Origin of the sequence: Streptomyces sp. NPDC002795 (assembly GCF_042888725.1) — a bacterium.
Classification (GTDB): Bacteria; Actinomycetota; Actinomycetes; order Streptomycetales; family Streptomycetaceae; genus Streptomyces.
This window is the reverse complement of sequence record NZ_JBIAQB010000002.1, coordinates 609832-624437: the sequence shown is the minus strand read 5'-3', so window position 1 is coordinate 624437 and position 14606 is coordinate 609832. Positions and strand designations below refer to the sequence as shown.

General features: G+C 70.8%; 14 protein-coding genes. 11 read left to right on the top strand and 3 right to left on the bottom strand.

What is annotated here, in order from left to right; all coding sequences use genetic code 11:
- Positions 1–200 precede the first annotated feature (200 nt).
- The 3 genes from ACFYWS_RS07495 to ACFYWS_RS07485 all read right to left on the bottom strand — a co-directional run bounded on the left by ACFYWS_RS07495 (position 201) and on the right by ACFYWS_RS07485 (position 4091).
- Positions 201–860: a LuxR C-terminal-related transcriptional regulator gene (locus tag ACFYWS_RS07495; protein ID WP_389271753.1), complete on the bottom strand. Its 660-nt coding sequence runs from the start codon at positions 858–860 to the stop codon at positions 201–203.
- 485 nt (positions 861–1345) lie between these two features.
- Complete coding sequence (locus tag ACFYWS_RS07490; RefSeq protein WP_389270735.1) at positions 1346–2752, bottom strand: sensor histidine kinase; 1407 nt, start codon at positions 2750–2752, stop codon at positions 1346–1348.
- Positions 2753–2897: 145 nt separating this feature from the next.
- A complete protein-coding gene (locus ACFYWS_RS07485; protein WP_389270732.1) occupies positions 2898–4091 on the bottom strand; it encodes a sensor histidine kinase in 1194 nt (397 codons plus the stop codon).
- A gap of 194 nt (positions 4092–4285) precedes the next feature.
- On the opposite strand from ACFYWS_RS07485, the gene ACFYWS_RS07480 reads away from it, so the two are divergent.
- The 11 genes from ACFYWS_RS07480 to ACFYWS_RS07430 all read left to right on the top strand — a co-directional run bounded on the left by ACFYWS_RS07480 (position 4286) and on the right by ACFYWS_RS07430 (position 14463).
- Positions 4286–4684: an NADH-quinone oxidoreductase subunit A gene (locus ACFYWS_RS07480; RefSeq protein WP_389270729.1), complete on the top strand. Its 399-nt coding sequence runs from the start codon at positions 4286–4288 to the stop codon at positions 4682–4684.
- On the top strand, positions 4675–5304 hold the full coding sequence (locus ACFYWS_RS07475; RefSeq protein WP_389270726.1) for an NADH-quinone oxidoreductase subunit B: 630 nt from the start codon (positions 4675–4677) through the stop codon (positions 5302–5304). Before ACFYWS_RS07480 ends, ACFYWS_RS07475 begins: the two co-directional genes overlap by 10 nt.
- Positions 5301–6146, top strand: a complete 846-nt coding sequence (locus ACFYWS_RS07470) for an NADH-quinone oxidoreductase subunit C (RefSeq protein ID WP_389270723.1) — start codon at positions 5301–5303, stop codon at positions 6144–6146. The genes ACFYWS_RS07475 and ACFYWS_RS07470 overlap by 4 nt, the downstream gene beginning before the upstream one ends.
- Complete coding sequence (locus ACFYWS_RS07465) at positions 6143–7111, top strand: NADH-quinone oxidoreductase subunit H (protein WP_389270720.1); 969 nt, start codon at positions 6143–6145, stop codon at positions 7109–7111. The genes ACFYWS_RS07470 and ACFYWS_RS07465 overlap by 4 nt, the downstream gene beginning before the upstream one ends.
- Complete coding sequence (locus ACFYWS_RS07460; RefSeq protein ID WP_389270717.1) at positions 7112–7738, top strand: NuoI/complex I 23 kDa subunit family protein; 627 nt, start codon at positions 7112–7114, stop codon at positions 7736–7738. It begins immediately after the preceding gene.
- On the top strand, positions 7735–8361 hold the full coding sequence (locus tag ACFYWS_RS07455) for an NADH-quinone oxidoreductase subunit J (RefSeq protein ID WP_389270714.1): 627 nt from the start codon (positions 7735–7737) through the stop codon (positions 8359–8361). Before ACFYWS_RS07460 ends, ACFYWS_RS07455 begins: the two co-directional genes overlap by 4 nt.
- Positions 8361–8768, top strand: a complete 408-nt coding sequence (gene nuoK, locus ACFYWS_RS07450; RefSeq protein WP_389270711.1) for an NADH-quinone oxidoreductase subunit NuoK — start codon at positions 8361–8363, stop codon at positions 8766–8768. Before ACFYWS_RS07455 ends, nuoK begins: the two co-directional genes overlap by 1 nt.
- A complete protein-coding gene (locus tag ACFYWS_RS07445) occupies positions 8765–10801 on the top strand; it encodes an NADH-quinone oxidoreductase subunit L (RefSeq protein ID WP_389270708.1) in 2037 nt (678 codons plus the stop codon). The genes nuoK and ACFYWS_RS07445 overlap by 4 nt, the downstream gene beginning before the upstream one ends.
- A 6-nt stretch (positions 10802–10807) precedes the next feature.
- Positions 10808–12391 (top strand): NuoM family protein, encoded by a 1584-nt coding sequence (locus ACFYWS_RS07440; RefSeq protein ID WP_389270706.1) that lies wholly within the window; start codon positions 10808–10810, stop codon positions 12389–12391.
- Positions 12388–13923, top strand: coding sequence for an NADH-quinone oxidoreductase subunit N (locus tag ACFYWS_RS07435; protein ID WP_389270703.1), 1536 nt, complete (start codon positions 12388–12390; stop codon positions 13921–13923). The genes ACFYWS_RS07440 and ACFYWS_RS07435 overlap by 4 nt, the downstream gene beginning before the upstream one ends.
- A gap of 84 nt (positions 13924–14007) precedes the next feature.
- The gene (locus ACFYWS_RS07430) at positions 14008–14463 is read left to right on the top strand and encodes an MscL family protein (RefSeq protein ID WP_389270701.1); all 456 of its coding nucleotides are present in this window, start codon (positions 14008–14010) and stop codon (positions 14461–14463) included.
- The last annotated feature ends 143 nt before the right edge of the window (positions 14464–14606 follow it).

Here is a 14606-nt window from a genome sequence, read left to right as displayed (position 1 = left end):
GTCCCACCGGCCCTCCCACGGCCCCCACCCTACGTCTGTAAGGGTCGCCTTCCTGAGGCGATTCGCATGGTGGACCGCCAAATGAGACGGCGGGTCGCCCCGATTTGTGTGGTCATTCCCCCTGTGGAGGACGCGCTCGGCCGGTCGATGGTTCTTCGGGGCACTTCCTTGGCTCCGGTATCTGACAGGGTGTCAGGTAATCAGGAATTGAGGTAGGTCAGGACCGCCAGTACGCGGCGGTGATCCCCGTCACTCTGGGACAGCCCCAGCTTCAGGAAGATGTTGCTGACGTGCTTCTCGACCGCGCCGTCGCTCACCACGAGCTGCCGGGCGATCGCCGAGTTCGTACGCCCCTCCGCCATCAGGCCGAGCACCTCGCGCTCGCGGGGCGTGAGGTTCGCCAGCACGTCCTGCTTGCGGCTGCGGCCGAGCAGCTGCGCGACGACCTCGGGGTCGAGCGCCGTGCCGCCCTCGGCGACCCGCACCACCGCGTCCACGAACTCCCGCACCTCGGCGACCCGGTCCTTGAGCAGGTACCCGACGCCACGGCTCGAACCGGCGAGCAGCTCGGTGGCGTACTGCTCCTCCACGTACTGCGAAAGCACCAGCACCCCGAGGTCGGGGAACCTGGCCCGCAGACGCACCGCCGCGCGCACGCCCTCGTCCGTGTGCGTGGGCGGCATCCGTACGTCCGCGACGACCACGTCCGGCAGCTGGTCCTGTTCCCCCAGCTCGATGATGGTCTTGACCAGCGCTTCTCCGTCGCCGACACCCGCGACGACCTCGTGCCCGCGGTCCGTGAGCAACCGGGTCAGGCCCTCCCTGAGCAGCACTGAATCCTCGGCGATGACGACCCGCACCTTGTCCTCCACGTTCTTAGGCCCCCCAGCGCACGAGCGTCCCGACGCGGTGCGCGCCGGGATCGATCGATCCTGATACCCCCAGCATTCCAGGATCGCGGGGTGGACGAGGGGGGTTCGGGGGGCGGGTTGTCGGCGGCGGGCGGGCTCCGCCCGGACCTGGCCGCTCCTACGCCACGGGGCTCCGCCCGGGCCTGGCCGCTCCTACGCCACGGGGCTCCGCCCCGGACCCCGCTGGCTCTCGTTCGAACGGCGGGGCTTGATTTACCGGCACCGCCCGATGCCGCCCCGCCTTGGGCAATCTGCCGCCTTGGGCGGCAGGGTGGGCAAGGCGGCACCCCGGTGCGGCGCAACGAGGAAAGAGGGGCCCGGCCACGGGTGGGCAGGCGGAGCACGGTGCGGCGTGACGAGGAAAGAGGGGCCCGGCCACGGGTGTGCCGGGGGGGCCACGGTGTCGCGCAACGGGATCCGGGCTCAACCCTGTGTCACGCTCGCCGCCACGGCAACTCCGCCGTCACCCGCGTCGGCCCGCCCCCAGGCGACTCGACCACCAGGATCCCGTCGACCGCGTCGAGACGCCCGGCCAGCGCCGCCAACCCGGACCCGCCGGAGGCCACCGCTCCGCCGCCCCCGTTGTCGTACACCTGCACCATCAACCGGTCCCGCGACCGCCACACGTCGACCTCCGCCCGCGTCGCCCGGCTGTGCTCGCTCACGTTCTGCAGGAGTTCCGTCACGGTGAAGTACGCGATGCCCTCGATGGCCGGCGCGGGACGCTCCGCCAGGTCGACCTCCACCCGCACCGGCACGGCGCACCGCGACGCCACCGCCGACAACGCCGCGTCGAGCCCCCGGTCGGTGAGCACCGCCGGATGGATCCCGCGCGCCAGCTCCCGCAGCTCCTGCAACGCCGTCTTCACCTCACCGTGCGCCTCGTCCACCATGCGCGCCGCGGCCACCGGGTCCTCGCCGAGCTTCTCCTTGGCCACCCCGAGGTCCATGGCCAGGTTGACAAGCCGCGCCTGTGCCCCGTCGTGCAGATCCCGCTCGATGCGCCGCAGGTCGGCCGCCGCCGTGTCGGCCACGACACCCCGGTCCGACTCCAGCTCCACCACGCGTGACGCGAGCCGCGAGGGGCCGAGCAGCCCCACCACCATCAGCCGGTCCACCGTCGTCAGCGCCCGGATCACCCACGGCGTGGCCAGCGTGACGAGCAGCCCGAGCCCCGCGGTCACCGCTATCTCGAAGGGGTTGTCCAGGTACACGGCGTGGCCGGCGTCCCCGTACAACTGAATGCCGTCCTGTCCCACCCACGTGGGGAACACCCAGCGCCACAGCGGATAGGTGAGCATCGTCCAGCCGGTCGCCCAGAAGGTCAGCCCCACAGAGAACCCGAACACCGCCCACGGCATGTGCAGCACCCCGTACAGCAGATGCCGCCACGAGACACCGCTCTTGAGCGTCGCCCCGATCCACCCCATCGGACCGCCCGTGCGCGGCCGCAGCGGCTCCGGTGTACCGACCTGGACGCCGAGCAGCCCGCGCGCCCGCACCCGCTCCAACGCCCCGAGCCCGCGCGCCCCGGCGAGCGCCGCCGCGAGCACCGGGACCCCGATGAACGTGACCAGCAGGCCCACACCGAGCGAGGTCATCGTCACGGCCCACACGAACCCGACGATGCTGAGCGGCAGGCTCAGCATCAGATACCCGAACTCCCGCCACGCCCGCCCCTCGATCGGCGCCCGCAGCCCGGCCGGCAGCCGGTTCAGGCCCCGACGCGGGCGGGGACCGCCGCCGCGACCGTCCTCGTCGTAGGAGTACGAGGGCGAGGACGGGGACGAGTACGCGTACGTGTCACGTTCCTCGCCGTATCCGTACTGGTGCGTGGCCATCGGTGTCCGTCCGTTCTGCTGAGGTCTGCTCAGGTCTGCCAGGTCTGCGAGGTCTGCAGTGGGAGCCGTTGTTCTGCTTCAAGCCTCCTCGCGGGCGCGTCCCGCGACCATGCGGCGGGTCGGCGTCTTCGACCGGGGGTTTTCCCTACCCCCGCCGTATCTGCTCGGTCCTGTCGCGCCACGGCAGCTCCGCCGTGACCGTGGTCGGACCGCCGTCCGGCGAGTCCACGACGAACAGGCCGTCGACCGCGTCGAGCCGCTCCGCGAGGCCCGACATACCGGTCCCCTTGTCCAGGCTCGCGCCGCCCCGCCCGTCGTCCCACACCTGTATGAGCAGCCGGTCCTGCGAGCGCCACACATCCACCGAGGCGGACCGCGCGCCGCTGTGCTTGCTCACGTTCTGGAGGAGCTCGGAGACCGTGAAGTACGCGATGCCCTCGATCGCCTCCGCGGGCCGGCCCGGCAGCTCGGCCGTCACCTTCACCGGCACCGTGCAGCGCGAGGCCACGGAGGACAGCGCCGCGTCGAGCCCGCGGTCGGTGAGGACCGCCGGATGGATGCCGCGCGCCAGGTCCCGCAGCTCCTGCAGCGCGAGCTTGACCTCGCCGTGCGCCTCATCGACCATCGCCGCCACCGCGTCGTCGGCCTGGCCCTCCAGGAGCTTCTCCTTCGCGAGGCCGAGGCCCATGGCCAGATTGACCAGCCGGGCCTGCGCCCCGTCGTGCAGATCGCGCTCGATGCGCCGCAGGTCGGCGGCGGCCGTGTCGACGACGACGCCCCGGTCCGACTCGAGCTGCTCGATCCGCCGCTCCAACTCGTCGGAGGGGGAGAGCAGCGCCCGCACCATCGCCCGGTCCGCGTTGCCCAGGCCGCGCGCGATGAACGGCAGCACCGGCCACAGCACGAGCAGCCCGACCAACGTCAGGGCGAACGTCAGCACTGCCCACGGCAACCGGATCACTTCGTACAGCACCGTGCGCCAGCCCACCGGGTCCTTGAGCCCGGTCCACAGCCAGCCGAAGAAGCCGCCCGCCCGCCGCACCGGCAGCGGGCTCGGCTCGTCGATGCGCACGCCGAGCAGCGCCCGCGCCCGCCCGCGCTCCGCCTTGCCGAGCAGCCGCGCGCCCCTGAGCCCGGCGGCGATCAGCGGAAGCCCGATCACCGTGACCGTGAGCCCCGCGCCGAGGGCCACCATCGTGACGGCGTACACGAATCCGAAGACGGACAGCGGGAAGCTGCTCAGGAGATAGGCGATCTCCTTCCACGTGGCGCTGTCGTACCCGAGTCGTGGCGGGGGCAGCACCGGTTGGTCTTCGGGAGTGTCGAGTGGCTCGGTCATAACGGCAAGAGTGCCCTGGCCCGGGGCGGGGCACCATGAGGACGGCCGCCAACTTGAGCGGGGGTTAACCCCACCACGCGTCACCTCTCGCCCAAGTCCCTCGGCCCCGGGCTGCTTACCGTCCCTTTAACAGGGCCTAGACTCCCGTGCGTACAGATCGTCGAACACAACGAACTCGCGAGGGGCGCAGGGACGTGACGGGATCGGACGTGACCGTCATCGCGGCGGACTACTTCCAGTCGTACTCGGTCGTCGGACTGCTCGCCGTCGTCGGCGTGCTCTTCGTGGCCGTCGCCTTCGGCTCGGGGAAGCTGCTGCGCCCGGTGGTTCCCACCAGGGAAAAGTTCCTCACGTACGAATGCGGTGTCGACCCCGTCGGCGAGGGCTGGGCCCACACCCAGGTCCGCTACTACGTGTACGCCTTCCTCTACGTGATCTTCGCGGTCGACTCGATCTTCCTCTTCCCTTGGGCCACGGTCTTCGCCGCGCCGGGATACGGCGCGACGACCCTCGTCGAGATGTTCATCTTCCTGGGCTTCCTCACCGTGGGCCTGCTGTACGCATACAAGAAGGGCGTCCTTACGTGGACGTGAGTGCCGTGACTCCCCAGGAACCCGTACTGCTTCCGGAGCCGAAGAAGCTGGGCGTGCTCTCGCGGCTCGCCCCCGAGCCGATGAAGGTGGTCCTCAACTGGGGCCGCCGCTACAGCTTGTGGGTCTTCAACTTCGGCCTCGCCTGCTGCGCCATCGAGTTCATCGCCGCGTCCATGGCGCGCCACGACTTCATCCGGCTCGGCGTGATCCCCTTCGCACCGGGCCCGCGCCAGGCCGACCTGATGGTGGTCTCGGGCACGGTGACCGACAAGATGGCGCCCGCCGTGAAGCGGCTGTACGAGCAGATGCCCGAGCCGAAGTACGTCATCTCGTTCGGCGCCTGCTCCAACTGCGGCGGTCCGTACTGGGATTCGTACTCGGTGACCAAGGGCGTCGACCAGATCATCCCCGTCGACGTGTACGTGCCCGGTTGCCCGCCCCGTCCCGAGGCGCTGCTCCAGGGCATCCTCAAGCTCCAGGAGAAGATCGCCCGCGAGTCGCTCGGCGAGCGGTACGCGTCCGCCGACGCGGCGGCGGGGCGGCCCTCCCCGGCGGCGCTGAGCAGCGGTCTCGTGCAGCCGCCCGCGCCTTCCGGGGACGCGCCCGGGGGTGACCGATGAGCTGGCTCCCGGCTCCCGTGGAGGAACTGTTCGGCGCCGATGCCACGGTCGAGGAGGCGTACGACCTGCTGACCGTCGACGTACCGGCGGCCGAGTGGATCGCGGCTCTGACGACGGCCCGTACGACGCTGGGGTGCACGTATTTCGACTGGCTGAGCGCCGTCGACGAACCGGGGGCCGGGTTCCGCGTGTGCGCGCACGTCGCCGCCGTGGCGCCCGGATCCGTACGTCGCCTGCTGCTGCGTACGACCGTTCCGCACGCGGCACCCGTGCTCGCGTCCGCGGTCGACGTGTACGCGGGCGCCGCCTGGCACGAGCGCGAGACGCACGAGATGTTCGGCGTCGACTTCACCGACCATCCCGGCCTCGACCCGCTCCTCCTCCCCGACGGCTTCGAAGGCCACCCGCTGCGCAAGGACTTCGTGCTCGCGGCCCGCGTCGCGAAGGCGTGGCCCGGCGCGAAGGAGCCGGGGGAGTCCGGGCACGGCGGCCCCAAGCGGCGCCAGATGCTGCCCCCCGGCGTCCCCGACCCGAACGAATGGGGCCCGCAGAAGGGGCAGTTGCCACCTGCCCCGGCCCGGCCCGCGCGGGGTGCGCGAGCCGCGGGTGCCGAGCGCCCCGTGCGGCGTACACGGTCCGCGAGTCAGGGCTCAGCGAGTCAGGCGGACGGTCCCGCGAAGCCCCCGGAGCCCGCGCCCGCACCCCGCCCCAGCGACGCGCCCTGGCACCACGCCAAGCCGGCCTTCGACGAGGAGTCGGCAAAGCCGGAAGCCACTCCGGAAGCCACTCCGGAAGCCGCTCCGGACGAGAACCCGACGGACAACAACGGAGGCAACGAGTGAACGACGCCCTCGACGTCGCCCTGCGCCTCGTCGTCGTCTTCGTCGCCTTCCTGGTGCTGCCCCTGGTCGTCGGCCAGACCGAACACAAGGTCATGGCGCACATGCAGGGCCGCCTCGGTCCCATGTACGCGGGCGGTTTCCACGGCTGGGCCCAACTGGTCGCCGACGGCGTCAAGTTCGCACAGAAGGAGGACGTGGTCCCGGCCGAGGCCGACCGCCGCGTCTTCCAACTCGCCCCCGCGGTGGCCCTCCTCCCGTACCTCCTCGTGCTGCTCGCCATCCCGGTCGGCCCCGGCGACGGCGCGGTCGGCGCGGTCATCGACGCGGGCATCTTCTTCGTCCTCGCGGTCATGGGCGTCGGCGTGCTCGGCTCGCTGATGGCGGGCTGGGCGAGCGCCAACAAGTTCTCCCTCCTGGGCGGCCTGCGCACGGCCGCACAACTCCTGGCGTACGAACTCCCGATGCTGCTCGCGGCGGCCTCCGTGGCCATGGCCGCGGGAACGGTCTCCCTCCCCGGCATCCTCGACGCCTTCGAGTGGTGGTGGCTGCCCTGGCAGATCGTCGGAGCCCTCGTCTTCTTCGTGGCGGGTCTGGCGGAGCTCCAGCGCCCGCCGTTCGACATGCCGGTCGCCGACTCGGAGATCATCTTCGGCGCGTACACCGAGTACACGGGCCTGCGCTTCGCCCTGTTCCTGCTCGCCGAGTACGCGGGCATCGTGGTGCTCTGCGGACTGACCACGGTGCTGTTCCTGGGCGGCTGGCACGGCCCGTGGGGCGCCGAAGGCCTGGGCTGGGTGTGGACCCTGCTCAAGACCGCGGTTCTCGCCTTCGTCGTCATCTGGCTCCGCGTCACGTATCCCCGACTGCGCGAGGACCAGCTGCAGAAGCTCGCCTGGACCACTCTCGTCCCCCTCGCCCTCGCGCAGATCGCGCTCACCGGAATCGTGAAGGTGGCGATCAACTAAATGCCCCCGATCCCTGGCAGCGGCCTGGCCAAGGGCCTCGCCGTGACCCTGCGCACGATGACGCGCAAGACCGTCACCGAGCAGTACCCCGAGGCCCAGCCCGAACTCCCGCCCCGTACCCGCGGCGTGATCGGTCTGTTCGAGGAGAACTGCACGGTCTGCATGTTGTGCGCCCGCGAGTGCCCCGACTGGTGCATCTACATCGACTCCCACAAGGAGACGGTGCCACCGGCCGTCGAGGGCGGCCGCGAGCGCAGCCACAACGTCCTCGACCGTTTCGCCATCGACTTCTCCCTCTGCATGTACTGCGGTATCTGCATCGAGGTGTGTCCCTTCGACGCGCTGTTCTGGTCCCCGGAGTTCGAGTACGCCGAGACCGACATCCGCGAGCTCACCCACGAACGCGACAAGCTCCGCGAGTGGATGTGGACGGTCCCGTCCCCACCCGCTCTCGACCCCGCGGCCGAGGACCCCAAGGAACTCGCGGCGGCCCGCAAAACCGCGGACAAACTGGCGGCGGCCCAGGAGGCGGCAGCCCAGGAGCCCCCTGCCGCCGGCTCGAAGGCCACCCCCGATGCCCCCGGAAATGACCCCGGAAAAGACCCCGGAGAGGAGCCCACCGCATGACCCTCGCCGCATCGGCGGCCGTCGCCACGGCAGCCGGCAGTCCCGGGTTCCTCTCCCCGTCGGGCGTCGAGATCGCCTTCGTGCTCGTGGGCCTCGTGACCTTCGCCGCGGCGATCGTCACTGTCACCACGAAGCAACTGGTGCACGCCGCCCTGTGGCTTGTCGTCGCCCTCGGCGGGCTCGCCGTCGAGTACCTCCTGCTCACAGCCGAGTTCATCGCCTGGGTGCAGGTCCTCATCTACGTCGGTTCCGTCGTGGTCCTCCTCCTGTTCGGCCTGATGCTGACCCGCGCGCCCATCGGCCGCTCACCGGACGCGGACAGCCCCAACCGCTGGGCCGCGCTGACCGTGGCCATCGCCTCCGCCGCCGCCCTGATCTGGGTCGTCGTCGACGCGCTCCGCACGACCTGGATCGACCTGGACGGCCCCGTGCAGGGCAGCACGGACGTGACCGGCTCGATCCTCTTCAAGCACTGGGTCCTGCCGTTCGAAGCGCTCTCGGTCCTCCTCCTCGCCGCCCTGGTCGGCGCGATCGTCCTGTCCCGCAGGAAGAACGACTCCCAGGCAGTCGAACCGGCAGTCCAACCGGCAGCCGAAGCGACCGAAGGCGAGGGCAACCGCTGATGCATCTCGCCTACCCCGCCGTCCTCTCCTCCCTCCTCTTCTGCACGGGCCTGTACGGCGTACTGGCCCGCCGCAACGCGATCCTGGTCCTGATGTCGGTCGAGCTGATGCTCAACGCCGTCAACCTGAACCTCGTCGCCTTCGACGTCTGGCTGCGCGACACCCTCCACGCGGGCCAGGCCCTGACCCTGTTCACCATCGCCATCGCCGCCGCCGAGATCGGCATCGGCCTGGCCATCGTCCTGGCCGTCCACAGCAGCCGCGGCACGGCGGACATCGACAAGCTGCGCGACTCCGCCGAGCCCCACGACCCGGACGACGACCCGCACGACCCGTCCGAGCCCCCGGCGGCCGCCACCACCGGCACCACCGGCTCCACGGACGAGAAGGCCGAGGCCACCGCGTGACCACGACGACCCTCGCCGTCCTCGTCCCCCTCCTGCCGTTCCTCGGCGCCGTCGCCGGCCTGCTCCTCGGCCGCACGGCCCCCGGCTTCGCCCGCCCGCTGGCCGTCCTGCCGACGCTGGCCGCGCTGGCCCTCGCCGCCGTGGTCGCCCTCGACCAGGGCGGTGGCACGGGCAACGGCACGGCCGCCCTCGACGCGCACACCCAGCTCGCCCCGACCGGCTCCGTGCCGATCGAACTCGCCCTGCACATCGACGGATTCGCCGCCCTCGTCGCCGTCCTCGTCGGCCTGGTCGCGACCTGCGTGCAGATCTACTCGACGGGCTATCTGCGCGACGACCCGCGCTACCCCTCGTACGCCGCGCTCGTCTCGCTCTTCACCTCCGCGATGCTCCTGGTCGTCTACTCGGGCGACCTGATGGTCCTGCTGGTCGGCTGGGAAGTCATGGGCATCTGCTCGTACTTCCTCGTCGGCCACTACTGGGAGACCCCCGAGGCACGGGCCGCCTCCCTCAAGGCGTTCCTGGTCACCAAGCTCGGCGACGTGCCCTTCCTCATCGGCCTGTTCGCGCTCGCCGTGGACGCGGGCTCGTTCCGCATCACGACGATCCTGAGCAAGGTCACGAGCGACGCGGGACTCGACCACCCGACCCTGATCGCCCTCCTGCTCCTGGCCGGCGTGGCGGGCAAGTCCGCGCAGTTCCCGCTGCACACCTGGCTGCCCGATGCGATGGCGGGCCCCACGCCCGTCTCCGCGCTGATCCACGCCGCGACGATGGTCGCCGCCGGTGTCTACTTCGTCGCCCGCCTTCTCCCGGTCTTCGCCGCCTCACAGGCAGCGCTGATCGTGCTCGCGGTCATGGCCGCGGTGACCATGGCCGGCTCGGCCCTCGCCGCGCTCGCCCAGGACGACATCAAGCGGGTCCTCGCGTACTCGACCGTCGGCCAACTCGGCTATATGACCGGCGCCCTCGCCGTCGGCAGCCGCGACGCCGCCGTCTTCCACCTCCTCTCGCACGGCGCCTTCAAGGCGCTGCTGTTCCTCGGGGCAGGCGTGATCATCCACGCCGCCGGCACCAACTCGCTGGCCGCGATGTCCCGCATGAAGGGCCTGCGCGACCGCGTGCCGGACGCCTTCTGGACGATGACCGTGGCGCTGCTCGCGCTCGCCGCGATCCCGCCCTTCAGCGGCTTCTTCTCCAAGGAGGCCGTCCTCGGCGCCGCCGAGCACACCGCCACCGGCCATGAGAACGGCGCCCTGGCCGCATCGGCTGTTCCGTCGGCCGCCGGCTGGATCGTCCTCATCGCGGGCCTGATCACGGCCCTGCTCACCGCCGCCTACGCGACCCGGTTCTGGCTCCTCGCATTCAAGGGCAGCGGTGCCGAGGCCCCCGACCACGGCAAGCAGCCGGTCACGATGAACGTCGTCCTGTGGGTCCTCGCGATCCCCTCCCTCGCCTTCGGACTGCTCGCGGGCGTGCTCCCCGACTGGTTCGACGGCACGTCCCTCACCCCGACGCTGACCACCTCCGTCCTCGGCACCGGCTTCGCCCTCGTCGGCGGCCTGGTCACCTACGCGGCCTGGCGCCACACCACCGCGATGGCGGCCCGCCGCACCCCGATCGGCGCCGTCGCCGTCGATACCGAGTCAGGCGACGCGGGCCTGGTCGAGGCCGAGGCCATCGCGACACACACCCCCGCGTACGGAGACATCGCGAGCGCCCCCGACCCGGCCGACCCCGGCCGTCTCCTGCTCGGCCCGCTGCACCGCCACGCGGCCGTCGGCTTCCATCTCGACGCCCTCTACGCGGCGCTCTTCGTCCGCCCGGTGCAGGCCTGCGCCGCACTGGTCCGCTTCCTCGACCGCGCCGTCGTCGACACCTACGTACGCGGGGCGGCCGAAGCGCCGAAGGCGCTGGGCTGGGCCGTGCGCAGGGCCCAGACCGGAAACGTGCAGACCTACCTCAGCGCACTGCTCGCAGGCACCGTCGTCCTGGTGGTCGCCGTCGTACTCGTCGCCACCGCCGGAGCGTGAGCAGCCGTGATCGATATCAGCGAATCCGTGATGCAGTTCCTTCTCGCATTGATCGTCGTCGGCCCGCTCATCGGCGCCGTCCTCGCCCTTCTCCCCGCCCCACCAGGGCTGAAGGGGAACTCCCCGGACCAGGCCGTGCTCCGCCACGGCGTGACCGTGACCGGCGTGATCCTCATCGCCGCGATCATCCTCGCGCTCGGCTTCGACCACGACCAGCCGTCGAAGATGCAGGCGACGACCGACATCAGCTGGATCCCCGCGCTCGACGTGCGTATCCACCTCGGCATCGACGGCATCTCCCTCCCCCTCCTCGTGCTCACGGCGCTGCTGACGTTCCTGTGCGCGCTGTACTCCTACTTCCACATGCCGACCGGGCCGTCCCCCAAGGCGTTCGTCGCCCTGATCCTCGTCCTGGAAGCGGGGACGCTCGCGACCTTCGCCGTCCTTGACCTCCTCCTCTTCTTCCTCGCGTTCGAGATGGTCCTCATCCCGATGTACTTCCTCATCGCCCGCTGGGGCGGTGAGCAACGGGCGCAGGCAGCCTGGAAGTTCATCCTCTTCACGCTGCTCGGCTCGGTCGTGATGCTGCTCGGACTCCTCCTCATCGGCCTGAATTCCGGCACCTTCGACATGTTGGCACTCGCCACTGACAACGGCCGGGGACTGACCGCATCAGTGCAGGTCATCGCCGTTCTCGCGATCGGCGTCGGGCTCGCGGTGAAGACCCCGATGTGGCCGCTGCACAGCTGGCTCCCCGACGCGCACACCGCCGCCCCGACCGTCGGCTCCGTCCTCCTCGCCGGTGTCATGCTGAAGATGGGTACGTACGGGTTCGTCCGGATCCTGCTCCCCATCGCGCCCGACGGGATGCGGACGTTCGCGCCGTACCTCGCCGCGCTCGCCGTCGTCGGGATCATCTACGGGTCCCTGGCCTGCTTGAACCTCGCCAAGCAGGGCGCGAAGGGCGACCTCAAGCGCCTCATCGCGTACTCCTCCGTCGGCCACATGGGCTTCGTGCTGCTCGGCATCGCGACGATGAGCCCGACCGGCGTGAACGGCGCGCTGTTCGCCAACATCGCCCACGGCCTCATCACCGGCCTGCTCTTCTTCCTCGTCGGCGCGCTCAAGGACCGGGCAGGCACCAGCGACCTCGACGCCCTGGCCGAGCAGGGCGGCATGGCCCTGTACGGCAAGGCGCCGCGCCTCGGCGGCCTCCTCGCGTTCGCTGCCGTCGCCTCGCTCGGGCTGCCGGGGCTCGCCGGCTTCTGGGGCGAGATGCTCGCGCTGTTCGGCGCGTTCAAGCCCGCCGACGGCCTCAGCCGTCCGGCGTTCCTCGTCTTCATGACGATCGCGGCCTTCGGCACGCTGCTCACCGCCGCGTACATGCTCATCGTGGTCCGCCGCGTCTGCATGGGCCCCCGCCCGAAGGAGATCCCGGCGGGCTCCGTGCTCGCCGATGTGCGGGGCTACGAGTTCGCCGCCTGGACCCCGCTCGTCGTCCTCACCGTCCTCGCGGGCCTGTGGCCCGCAGCCCTGCTCGGCCTCACGAACCCCGCCGTGCAGAAGCTCCTCGCAGGAGGCATCCAGTGATCGCCGTCGCCGCGCCCTCCGTGGCGTCCCTCGTCCAGTCCGTCGACTGGGTCGCCATCGCGCCGCCCACGATCGCGGCGGTCGTGGCCCTCGTCGTGCTGGTCGCCGACCTGTTCGTGTCCGAGCGCCGCAAGCCGGTCCTGGGCTGGATCTCCGTCGCGGGCCTGGCGGCCGCGGCGCTCGCGCTGCTGCCGCTGATCGGGGACGAGCGCTCCACGTTCTGCCTCAAGGGCGTGTCGTACGACGCCTGCAGTTACACCGCGGACCGCTTCACGCTCGTCATCCAGTTCCTGGTCCTGGCCGGCGCACTGCTCACCGCGCTGCTCTCGGTCAGCTCCCTGAAGGACGCCAAGAACGCGGGCAGGCCTCTCCCCGAAGGGGAGTTCTGGTTCCTTCTCCTGTCCTCGGCCGCGGGCGCGGCCCTGCTGCCCGCGTCCCGAGACCTGGCCACGCTCGTCGTCGCCCTGGAAGTCGCCTCGCTGCCCGCCTTCGCCCTCGTGGGCCTCAAGCAGGGCGACAGGCGCTCCTCCGACGCGGCCCTGAAGTTCTTTCTCTCCTCGGTCACCGCGACCGCCGTCACCCTGCTCGGCGTCAGCTTCGTGTACGCCTCCACGGGCACCCTGCACCTGACGCGGGTCGCCACCGAACTCACCCACGTGGACGGGCAGTTCCAGACCCTGGCCCAGACCGGCGTCGCGCTCACCCTCGTGGGCTTCGCCTTCAAGACGGCCGCCGTACCGTTCCACTTCTGGGTACCCGACACCTACGTAGGCGCGCCCTTGCCGATCGCCGCCTACTTGTCGGTCATCGGCAAGGCCGTCGGCTTCTCCGGCCTCATCCTCGTCACGGTCGTCGCGTTCCCCTCGTACGCCGACGTGTGGGGCCCGGCCCTCGCCGCCCTTGCCGCGCTGACCATGACCGTCGGGAACGTGGCCGCCATCCGCCAGCAAGCCACGCGCGCGTACAGCGCCGTCCGCCTGCTCGCCTGGTCCTCCGTCGGCCAGGCCGGCTACCTCCTGGTGCCGATCGCCGCGGCCGCCTACTCCGACGACCCTCAGAAGTCGATCGGCTCCACCCTCGCGTACGCCCTCATGTACGCCGCGGTGAACCTCGGCGCCTTCGCGGTGGCCGCTCTGGTCGCCCGTACGAAGCCGCTGAACCGCATCAGCGACTACCGCGGCCTGTACGCCTCGCACCCGCTCGCCGCGCTCGTCCTGGGCTTCTTCCTGCTGTGCCTCGCGGGTCTGCCGCCGGGCATCATCGGCCTGTTCGCGAAGGTCACGGTCTTCTCGGCGGCCGTCGACGCGGGGCTCGGCTGGCTCGCCGTCGTCATGGCCGTGAACGTCGTGATCGCGCTCTTCTACTACCTCCAGTGGACCGCGACCCTCTTCCGCGCCCCTGAAGGCGAACCTGCCGTCCACCGGGCATCCAGGCCGCTCACAGCGGCGATCGCCGCCACGGCCGTCATCGGAGTGGCTCTCTCCGGCGCACCCCAATTGGTCCTGCGTTTTGCCTCGACGGGTCTCTTTTAGGCACCCTCGTACGGCACCACACGTACGGGCCGCTCACCGGCCCCACACGAATGACTACAGCCCCACATCAAGGAGACAGGCGTCGTGCTGAGCGGGTTCAAGGACTTCATCCTTCGCGGGAACATCATCACGATGGCCATCGGCCTCGCGGTCGGAACCGCGTTCACGGCTGTGGTCACCGCGCTCAGCACGGCGTTCATCGCGCCGCTCATCGGCATCGCCACGCAGTCCACCGGTGACTTCGGTGAGGCGCACTTCACGGTCGAGGGCACCGACTTCCCGTACGGCAAGTTCGTCAGCGCGATCATCGCCTTCCTGATCACCGCCGCGGTGCTCTACTTCTGCATCGTCGTCCCGATGATGAAGCTCCAGGCGCGCCTGGACCGCGGCAAGCCCGTCGACATCAAGGCGGCCCTGCGCGACTGCCCGCGCTGCTACACCCAGATCCCCGGCATCGCCACCCGCTGCGCGCACTGCACGAGCGAGATCGAGGCGGACTCGGAGGCCCTGGAACTGGCGGGCATGCCGCAGCAGCGCTGACCCGGTCGGCCTACCGCCCGCACGGCCCGTCCCGGGCGGACAAGGGAACTCGTCCTCCTCGTCTGGCGTTGACCAGTCAGGGAGGGTCCACTGGACGTGGAAACACGCACAGGCTCCAGACCCAGTGGAAGCAGCAGTCAAGC